Annotated in this window: 8 protein-coding genes; 3 read left to right on the top strand and 5 right to left on the bottom strand. The window is 60.3% G+C overall.

Annotation, left to right across the window (positions count from 1 at the left end; genetic code table 11):
- The first annotated feature begins 470 nt into the window (after nt 1-470).
- Both tmaR and ACB030_RS12510 read left to right on the top strand, forming a co-directional pair.
- Complete coding sequence (gene tmaR / locus ACB030_RS12515) at nt 471-788, top strand: PTS system regulator TmaR (protein ID WP_025328544.1); 318 nt, start codon at nt 471-473, stop codon at nt 786-788.
- A 214-nt stretch (nt 789-1,002) separates the two neighbouring features.
- Nucleotides 1,003-4,086 carry a transglycosylase domain-containing protein gene (locus tag ACB030_RS12510; RefSeq protein WP_371160157.1) on the top strand — a complete coding sequence of 1,028 codons (3,084 nt, stop codon included), beginning with the start codon at nt 1,003-1,005 and terminating at the stop codon, nt 4,084-4,086.
- 79 nt (nt 4,087-4,165) lie between these two features.
- Here ACB030_RS12510 and yjgA read toward each other — a convergent pair whose 3' ends face one another.
- Entirely contained in the window at nt 4,166-4,690 is a 525-nt protein-coding gene (gene yjgA, locus ACB030_RS12505; protein ID WP_005331314.1) for a ribosome biogenesis factor YjgA, read from the bottom strand.
- Between the two features lie 111 nt (nt 4,691-4,801).
- On the opposite strand from yjgA, the gene pmbA reads away from it, so the two are divergent.
- On the top strand, nt 4,802-6,145 hold the full coding sequence (gene pmbA / locus ACB030_RS12500; protein ID WP_371160155.1) for a metalloprotease PmbA: 1,344 nt from the start codon (nt 4,802-4,804) through the stop codon (nt 6,143-6,145).
- 79 nt (nt 6,146-6,224) lie between these two features.
- Here pmbA and murA read toward each other — a convergent pair whose 3' ends face one another.
- The 4 genes from murA to mlaC are packed head-to-tail and all read right to left on the bottom strand — an operon-like array spanning nt 6,225 to nt 8,659.
- Nucleotides 6,225-7,481, bottom strand: coding sequence for a UDP-N-acetylglucosamine 1-carboxyvinyltransferase (gene murA / locus ACB030_RS12495; RefSeq protein ID WP_371160153.1), 1,257 nt, complete (start codon nt 7,479-7,481; stop codon nt 6,225-6,227).
- Nucleotides 7,482-7,497: 16 nt separating this feature from the next.
- Nucleotides 7,498-7,755 (bottom strand): BolA family iron metabolism protein IbaG, encoded by a 258-nt coding sequence (ibaG, locus tag ACB030_RS12490; RefSeq protein WP_005306001.1) that lies wholly within the window; start codon nt 7,753-7,755, stop codon nt 7,498-7,500.
- Nucleotides 7,755-8,027 (bottom strand): lipid asymmetry maintenance protein MlaB, encoded by a 273-nt coding sequence (locus ACB030_RS12485; RefSeq protein ID WP_371160151.1) that lies wholly within the window; start codon nt 8,025-8,027, stop codon nt 7,755-7,757. Before ACB030_RS12485 ends, ibaG begins: the two co-directional genes overlap by 1 nt.
- Nucleotides 8,024-8,659, bottom strand: a complete 636-nt coding sequence (mlaC, locus tag ACB030_RS12480) for a phospholipid-binding protein MlaC (RefSeq protein ID WP_042649053.1) — start codon at nt 8,657-8,659, stop codon at nt 8,024-8,026. Before mlaC ends, ACB030_RS12485 begins: the two co-directional genes overlap by 4 nt.
- Nucleotide 8,660: the final 1 nt, after the last annotated feature.

Here is an 8,660-nt window from a genome sequence, read left to right as displayed (position 1 = left end):
GATCCCATGCCGAACTCAGAAGTGAAACGCGGTAGCGCCGATGGTAGTGTGGCATTCGCCATGCGAGAGTAGGACACTGCCAGGCACCCAATACAAGAAACCCCGCTCACTAGAGCGGGGTTTTTTATTGCCTGATGTTTCCCCAATACCTGCCGCTGCCTGCCGAGATCTCATCTGCGTATTCCTTGTGTTCAGTAGTATAAGTACCAGTTGGTGCTCATGACCTCCGACGCCGTGGGCCTTGTATGCAGCCACGCCTGGACCAGCACTCTCACCAGTTTTCCATTTGATTCCTCACGCGCCGCTATCCTGCTGAAACCCGGTGTAGAGCCTGCAATTGGGGTTGTATCTGCATCATAACTCGGTAGAGTAAAGGGCATTCCTGGTTTGCTTATACCATGCCTTTGCTTCTCCATCTGGTATGAGAGCAACCCACCTGTTTTCATTCACCTTCAGTCAGTGGTACCGATATGGAACAAGTAAACAAGTCTACTTTCAGCGATGTGTTGGAATATGTGCGTATGTCCCGTCGTCAGAACAAGCTCAAGCGTGAAATCGCGGACAACGAGAAGAAGATCCGTGACAACCAGAAGCGGGTGCTGCTGCTCGACAACCTGAGCGACTATATCAAGCCCGGTATGAGCATCGATGAGGTACAGGCCATCATCGCCAACATGCGCACCGATTACGAAGAGCGGGTTGATGATCACATCATCAAGAATGCCGAGCTTTCCAAGGAGCGTAAAGAGCTGAGCACCAAGCTCAAGGGCATGAGTACCAGTAAATAAGCTCATATCGCTATTCCCGAACACCGGCTTCTAGCCGGTGTTTCATTTCCACTCAGCAGCTCGGATCTCTCGCCGCACTGCAACAATCGGCTCCCATTTTTACAATCGCCCTGTTAACATCTCTGCAAAGCGGTCAATAGTTTTCAAGCCCTTGACTTGAAAAGACTAAGCTTGATTGAAAGACAATAAATTGCGCAACCATGGTGGGGCTGATATGGGCGCATCAAAACAGACGGATTCGAACAAAGTGGCATCTCAGGATTCATCCGTACCGCATGCGGACGGGCAATATCAGCGCAAGCGTCGCCCCTGGTGGCGCTGGTTGTTCTGTTTCATCTTTTTGCTTTGCCTGGCTGCCGTGATCGCCCTGGTCGGTTATGAAATGAAGACCTCCAGATTGCAATCGCAGGAGATCTCCCGTTATGCCGCCAAGCTGACTTACGAGCTGGAACCCGGTCCCAGCAAGCAGATCACCTTCCCGGATGATGGTCCCTTCGACAAGCGGCTTGGCTATGTGCTGATGCCCATGATCCAGGAGCGCCTCATCCAGCGTGGCTATCAGGTGAGCGAGCAGGTGCGTTTTTCCGATGCGCTGTACAACTACGCCAGCCATGGTTTCTTTGTCCCCTATACCGAGAAGGTGCAGGCAGGGCTGACTCTGCACGACTGCCGTGCCGAGCCTTTCTATCAATACAAGTATCCGACCCATTACTACCCTGATTTCAACTCCATTCCCCCTCTGGTCATACAGTCGCTGTTGTTTATCGAGAACCGGGAGCTGCTGAGCAACGAGCAGCCGCTGGCCAACCCGGCGGTAGATTGGCCCCGTTTCGCCAAGGCGGCACTGTCCCAGGTGGGCAAGGCGCTGGACATGCAGGATCAATCCGCTGGCGGCAGTACGCTGGCGACCCAGGTGGAGAAGTATCGTCACTCCCCTGATGGCCTGACCCTGTCTCCCACCGAGAAGATCCGCCAGATGGCCTCGGCCAGCGTGCGGGCCTATCGATTGGGGCCAGAGACCCTTGAGGCACGCAAACTGGTTGCCTGGGCCTATCTCAACTCGGTGCCGCTCTCCGCCGCCCCGGGTTATGGCGAGGTGCACGGCTTGGGGGATGGTCTCTGGGTCTGGTTCGGTGCCAATGTGGACGAGGTGAATCGCCTGCTGGATCCCGCTCGCAATCAGGATGCCACCCTGGCCGAACAGGGGCTGGCGCTGCGTCAGGTAGTCTCCCTGATGATTGCCCACCGTCGACCCTCCTATTATCTGGCCCAGGGGCGGGAGGCGCTGTCGACCCTGACTGACAGCTATCTGCGTCTGTTCGTGCAGGAGGGCATGATCACGCCGCCGTTAATGGAGTCGGCACTCAAGGCCAAGCTTGCGTTCCGCGACTTCCTGCAGGCGCCGGCGATCACCCGGGTCAATAACAACAAGGGGCTGCAGGTGGCGCGCACCCGCCTCAGTCGCCAGCTCGGGGTTCAGCTCTATGATCTGGACCGCATGGATCTGACGGCGGATACGACCCTCAACATGCCGCTGCAAAATGACGTCTCTCGTTATCTGCAGCAGTTGGCGGATCCCACATTCGCCGCCCAGGTGGGGCTGTTTGGTGAGCGCCTGCTCTCGCCGGAGAAGACGGGGGAGGTGAGATACAGCTTCACCCTGTTCGAGAAGACGCCTGAAGGGGTCAAGGTGCGGGTGCAGACCGACAACACGGATCAGCCGTTCGACATCAATGAGGGCAGCAAGCTGGAGCTGGGCTCGACCGCCAAGCTGCGGGTGCTGACCACCTATCTGGAGATAGTGACCGAGCTGCATGACAGCTATGGGAACATGCCAGCCGAGAGCCTGCGCAAGATAGAGGTCTCAGATCAGGACAATATCAGCCGTTGGGCCATCGCCTACCTGATGAGTGCCAAGGACAAGAGTCTGCCTGCGATGCTGGAGGCTGCGCTGGATCGCAAATACTCCGCCAGCCCCTACGAGGGCTTCTTCACCGGCGGCGGCATGCACACCTTCAACAACTTCCGCAAGGAAGACAATGGCCGTATTCCGCCTATCCGCGACGCCTTGCGCGAATCCATCAACCTGCCCTTCGTGCGGCTGATGCGGGACATAGTGCGCTACAGCCTCTACAAGGAAGGTAACCGCGCCCAGTTGCTCAAGGATGACAAGGATCCTCGTCGTACCGAGTACTTGGCCAAGTTCGCCGACAAGGAGGGCCAGACCTATCTGCTGCGCTTCTGGCGCAAATATCGCGGCAAGACCACGGATGAGCAGCTCGATACCTTCCTCGACGGCCTCAAGCCGAGTGCAGTGCGCCTCGCGGCCGTGCATCGCTACCTGATGCCGGAAGCGTCACAGGCAGACTTTGCCGCCTTCCTGGCGAAGCGCCTGCCGCGGGACAAGCTGACCGACAAGCGAGTCGAGCAGCTCTATACCAGCTATGGTCCTGGTAAGTATTCACTGCCGGATCAAGGCTATATCGCCCGCGTCCACCCGCTGGAGCTGTGGCTGCTCTCCTATCTCAGGGAGTTTGACAAGGCCACCTTCGCCGATGCGGTCGCGGCCAGCCGGGATGAGCGTCAGGAGGTCTACAGCTGGCTGTTCAAGACGCGCCATCGCAGCGCCCGGGATAGCCGGATCCGCACCATGCTGGAGGTCGAGGCCTTCCTCGACATCCATCAGCGCTGGGCACGCTTGGGCTATCCGTTTGATCACCTGGTTCCCTCCCTGGCGACCGCTCTCGGCAGCTCGGGAGACAGGCCCGCCGCTTTGGCCGAGTTGATGGGGATCATCCAGAACGGCGGCATGCGGGCACCGACCCTGCGGATCGAGCATCTCTCTTTTGCCAAGGACACGCCCTTCGCCACCGCGTTCGAGCCGGCCAACACCCAGGGTGTTCGGGTGATGCCCGTCGAGGTGGCCAACGCCCTGCGCACTGCCTTGTCCAAGGTGGTGGAAGGCGGTACGGCGCGGCGCATCGCCGGTGCCTTTGCCTTGCAGGATGGCACTGTGCTGTCGTTGGGGGGCAAGACGGGGACGGGGGACAACAGGATCGAGACGGTCGGCCGCTACGGCAATGTCACCAGCTCGCTGGCGCGCAACCGGACCGCGACCTTTGTCTTCTACATAGGGGATGATCACTTCGGTACCCTGACGGCCTATGTGCCCGGCAGCCAGTCCGACAAGTTCCGTTTCACCTCGGCACTGCCGGTGCAGGTTCTCAAGGGGATGGCGCCCTTGCTGGTGCCTTATCTGCAACCGGGCACTCACACCCAGTGCTTGCCGGGCAGCTGACGGCGCATAAAAAACGGGGCCAAATTGGCCCCGTTTTTGTTTCTGCCGGCGACAGCGTGTCCCGCGCCGGCATCATGACTTACAGCTGATCTTCTATCTCGCCGCGCAGGTACTGGTACATCTCGCGATAGGCCACCGGCGGCTTGTTCAGCTCCCGCTCCTTGTTGGCGGTGCGGATCAGCTGGCGCAGCTTCTGGCGATCCAGCTCGTGGAACTGGGACATCAGTTCGTTGAGGGCGCTGTCACCTTCGGTGATCAGCCGCTCACGCCACTGCTCCAGCCGGTGCAGACGGGCATTCACGGTGGAGTGACGCATCTTGATGATGGAGAGGGCTTCCTCGATCTGCTCTATATCCCGGCTGCGCATCAGGCGGCCGATGAACTGCAGGTGGCGGCGGAAGGACTCGTCCTTCTTGGGTTTGAGCTTGCGGCCCAGCTCGACGGCTTCGGCCAACTCTTCATCCAGCGGGATCCGTTCCAGCTCGCTGTGGCTCAGGGAGACGATCTCGGCCCCCAGTTTCTGCAGTGCCTCGGCGTCGCGCTTGAGCTGGCTCTTGCTCGGACCCCAATCGTCCAATTCGTTGTCGTCTTGATACTGACTCATCGGTCTCTGATTCCTGTCATTCGCGTTGGGGGATATGTTACCAGCTTCTCCCGCTGGGCGCAGGGGTCTGATATGCTTAGCCCCTTTCCTTCCTTCATACAGATGTGAGTTATGGACCAGCAAGATCAAATTCGCCAGGATCAAGCCCATCTCGAGGCGGTGGTCGCCGAGGCCCTGGAGATAGCCAGAGGGCTGGGCGCCGGGCTTGCGGAAGTCTCCATCAGCAAGCAGACAGGGCTGTCGGTGAATACCCGGGGCTGTGAGCTGGAAAGCATCGAGTTCAACAAGGATGGAGCGCTCGGCATCGCCGTCTATCGCAATGGCTGCAAGGGATCCTCCTCGACCACGGATCTCGGCAAGCCTGCCATCCGTGCCGCCGTCGAAGCGGCCATGGAGATTGCCCGCCACACCTCCCCCGATGAATATGCCGGCCTGGCGGATGCCGAACTGCTGGCCTGGGATGCCCCGGATCTGCAACTCTGTCACTCCATCGAGCTGGATCCCCAGCGTGGCATCGAGCTGGCCATCGAGTGCGAGCGGCTGGCTCTGGGGCGCGATGCCCGCATCAAGCACTCCGATGGTGCCAGCTTTTCAAGCCATCTGGGGGTCAAGGTCTATGGCAACAGCCATGGCTTCGTCAAAGGCTATGCGGCGTCGCGCAACTCCCTTAGCTGCGTGCTGATTGGCGAGCAGGATGGGGACATGCAGCGAGACTATGGCTACTCTTCCAGCCGCTCCCTCTCCGGCCTCTGGAGCCCGCAGCGCATCGCCGACGAGGCGGTGGAACGCACCGTCTCCCGTCTGGGGGCCCGCAAGATCAGCACCCGTCACGCCCCCGTGCTGTTTCACCCCGACACCGCCGCCGGCCTGTGGGGTCATCTGGTGATGGCCATCAGCGGCGGCAACCTCTATCGCAAGTCGAGCTTCCTGCTGGATAAACTGGGCAAGCAGATACTGCCCGAGTGGCTCAGCATTCAGGAGTTCCCCCACCTGCTGGGTGGGCTTGCCAGTACCCCCTTCGACGGTGAAGGGGTACGCACCCGTGACATGGACATAGTCCGCAACGGCGAGCTGATGAGTTGGCTGCTCACCTCCTACTCGGCCCGCAAACTGGGGCTGACCACCACGGGCCACGCCGGTGGCATCCATAACTGGCAGGTCTCCAATACCGGCCAGGACTTCCAGGGCATGCTCAAGGAGATGGGCACAGGCCTGCTGGTGACCGAGCTGATGGGGCAGGGGGTCAACATCGTCAATGGTGATTACTCCCGCGGCGCCGCCGGTTTCTGGGTGGAGAATGGCGAGATACTCTATCCGGTTGAGGAGATCACCATAGCCGGCAACCTGGCCGACATGTTCAGCACCCTGGTGGCGGTGGGGAACGACGAGGACGAACGCTCCAGCCTCAAGACGGGCTCTGTGCTGGTCGAGCAGATGAAGCTGGCGGGGCACTGAATCGCCAGACTCCGGAAATGAAAAAGGCCCCCTCGCTAGCGAGGGGGCCTTTTTATTGCTCATCGGCAAGGAGTGACGATCACTCCTTGATGCGCTCTATGCACCCGCCCAGAGCTTGTAGCTTGTGCTCTATGTCTTCATAGCCACGGTCGATGTGATAGATGCGCTCGACCATGGTGGTGCCTTCGGCCACGAAGCCGGCGAGGACCAGGCTGGCGGAGGCGCGCAGATCGGTTGCCATCACCTGGGCACCCTTGAGTTGATCTGTGTCGCGGCAGATGGCCACATTGCCCTGCAGCTCGATGTCCGCACCCATACGTACCAGCTCGGGCACGTGCATGAAGCGGTTCTCGAAGATGGTCTCGGTGACCATGCCGGTACCCTTGGCCACGGCGTTCAGCACGGTGAACTGTGCCTGCATGTCGGTCGGGAAGGCCGGGTAGGGGGCCGTCTTGATGGTGACCGGCTTGAGGGTGCGCCCCGTCATGTCGAGGGAGATCCAGTCTTCCCCCTTCTCGATGAGCGCACCAGCCTCTTCCAGCTTGACCAGTACGGCTTCCAGCAGGGAGGGATCGGTCTTGCGGCAGGTGATCTTGCCCCCGGTGACGGCGGCGCCCACCAGGAAGGTACCGGTCTCGATGCGATCCGGCTGGACGCTGTAGCTGCCGCCGTGCAGACGCTCGACCCCGTCTATGGTCAGGGTGTCGGTACCCGCACCCTGGATCTTGGCGCCCAGGGCGTTGAGGAAGTTGGCGAGATCGACCACTTCCGGCTCGCGGGCGGCGTTCTCGATCACGGTGCGACCGTCGGCCAGGGTGGCGGCCATCATCAGGTTCTCGGTACCGGTGACGGAGATCATGTCCATCAGGATATGGGCACCTTTCAGACGGCCATCCACACGGGCCTTGATGTAGCCATCTTCGATGGCGATCTTGGCGCCCATCAGCTCGAGGCCGTGGACATGCAGGTTGACCGGACGGGCACCGATGGCGCAGCCGCCGGGCAGGGAGACGTCAGCCGCGCCGAAACGGGCGGCCAGCGGGCCCAGCGCCAGTATGGAAGCGCGCATGGTCTTCACCAGCTCGTAGGGGGCGACGTGGTTGTTCACGGCGCCGGTCAGCACTGTCACGTTGCCGTTGACCTTGGTGCTGGCACCCAGCATCTCCAGCAGCTTGAGGGTGGTGCCCACGTCTTTGAGGCGCGGCACATTCGAGAGCTGGATCTCCTCGTCGCACAGCAGGGTGGCGAACAGGATCGGCAGGGCGGCGTTTTTGGCGCCGGAGATGGTCACTTCACCGGAGAGGGTGCAGGGGCCGGTGATCTTGAATTTGTCCATTTACTTAGATACCAAATCAGGAGGGCAGTAGAAATTTACGTTCGCGCTTCCATTCGGCATCGGTAAAGGCCTTGATGGAGAGGGCGTGGATGGCGTTGCTGGCGATCTTGTCCATCAGCGGGGCATAGATGGCCTGCTGCTTCTTGACCCGGCTCATGCCGTCAAACATGTCGCCGACCGCAATCACCTGATAGTGACTGCCGTCGCCTTTGACATGGACTTCGGACAATGGCAAAGCCTCAAGGAGTATCGCTTCAATTTCAGAGACTTGCATTATGCGTCCTCGGTGTTGGGCGGGGTGGGTTGAAACAGACTGGCCACACCGTACAGCTTGGCCAGGGTATAAAAATCAGTGGAGGCGCCCACCAGTTGCGGCGTGCCTCCCCGTACCAGAGTGGCTTTGGCCCACTTGACCAGCAGGGCCAGGCCGGCGGAATCCAGGGTGGTGACCCCGCTCATATCGAGCGCATCATCTTGCCACCACTCGGATCGCCGTTGCCACAGGGCGTTGACCTGCGGCGCCTGCAGCTCCCCCTGGAGTGTCATGACTTGAGCACCAGCGGCTTGGCATTGTGCTCGCGCAACTGGGCGATCACCGCATCTATGCCATTCTGGCGAATGAGACCACCGAGTTCGCTCTGCTTGGCGGAGAGCAGACTGATCCCTTCGGCAACCATGTCGAAAGCCTTCCATTCACCCGTCTTGTTGTTCTTGCGCAGCTTGAACTCGAGGAAGATGTCCGGCTTGCCGGCCTCTTTCACGCTGACGTTGACGGCGGTGATGTTGCTGTCACCGGGCGCTTTGCCCGGCTGGACCTTGACGGTCTGCTTGTCGAAATGGGCCAGGGCATCGGCGTAGGAGCTCACCATGTACTCGGTGAACACCTGGACAAAGGCATCGCGCTGGGCCGGGGTGGTCTCCTTGATCTGGTTGCCGAGCACCTTGTAGGCGGCGAAGCGGTTGTCCACATAGGGCAGCAGCTCTTCGCGGATGATCACCCGCAGGTGATCCGGATTGCTCTTGACCTGGGACTTGTCCGCCTTCAGGCGGGCGAAGGTCTGCTGGGCAGCTTGATCCACCAGGGCATAGGGGTCGGCGGCATTGACCGCTGCCAGGGCGGAGACGGAAAACAGCATGCTGGTCATCAGACCCAGCAGCAGGGCGATCTTCTTGAACATG

This window comes from Aeromonas sp. S16(2024) (assembly GCF_041403065.1).
Classification (GTDB): domain Bacteria; phylum Pseudomonadota; class Gammaproteobacteria; order Enterobacterales; family Aeromonadaceae; genus Aeromonas.
Note: the sequence above shows the minus strand (reverse complement) of the source record. Positions and strands in the feature narration are given on the sequence as shown.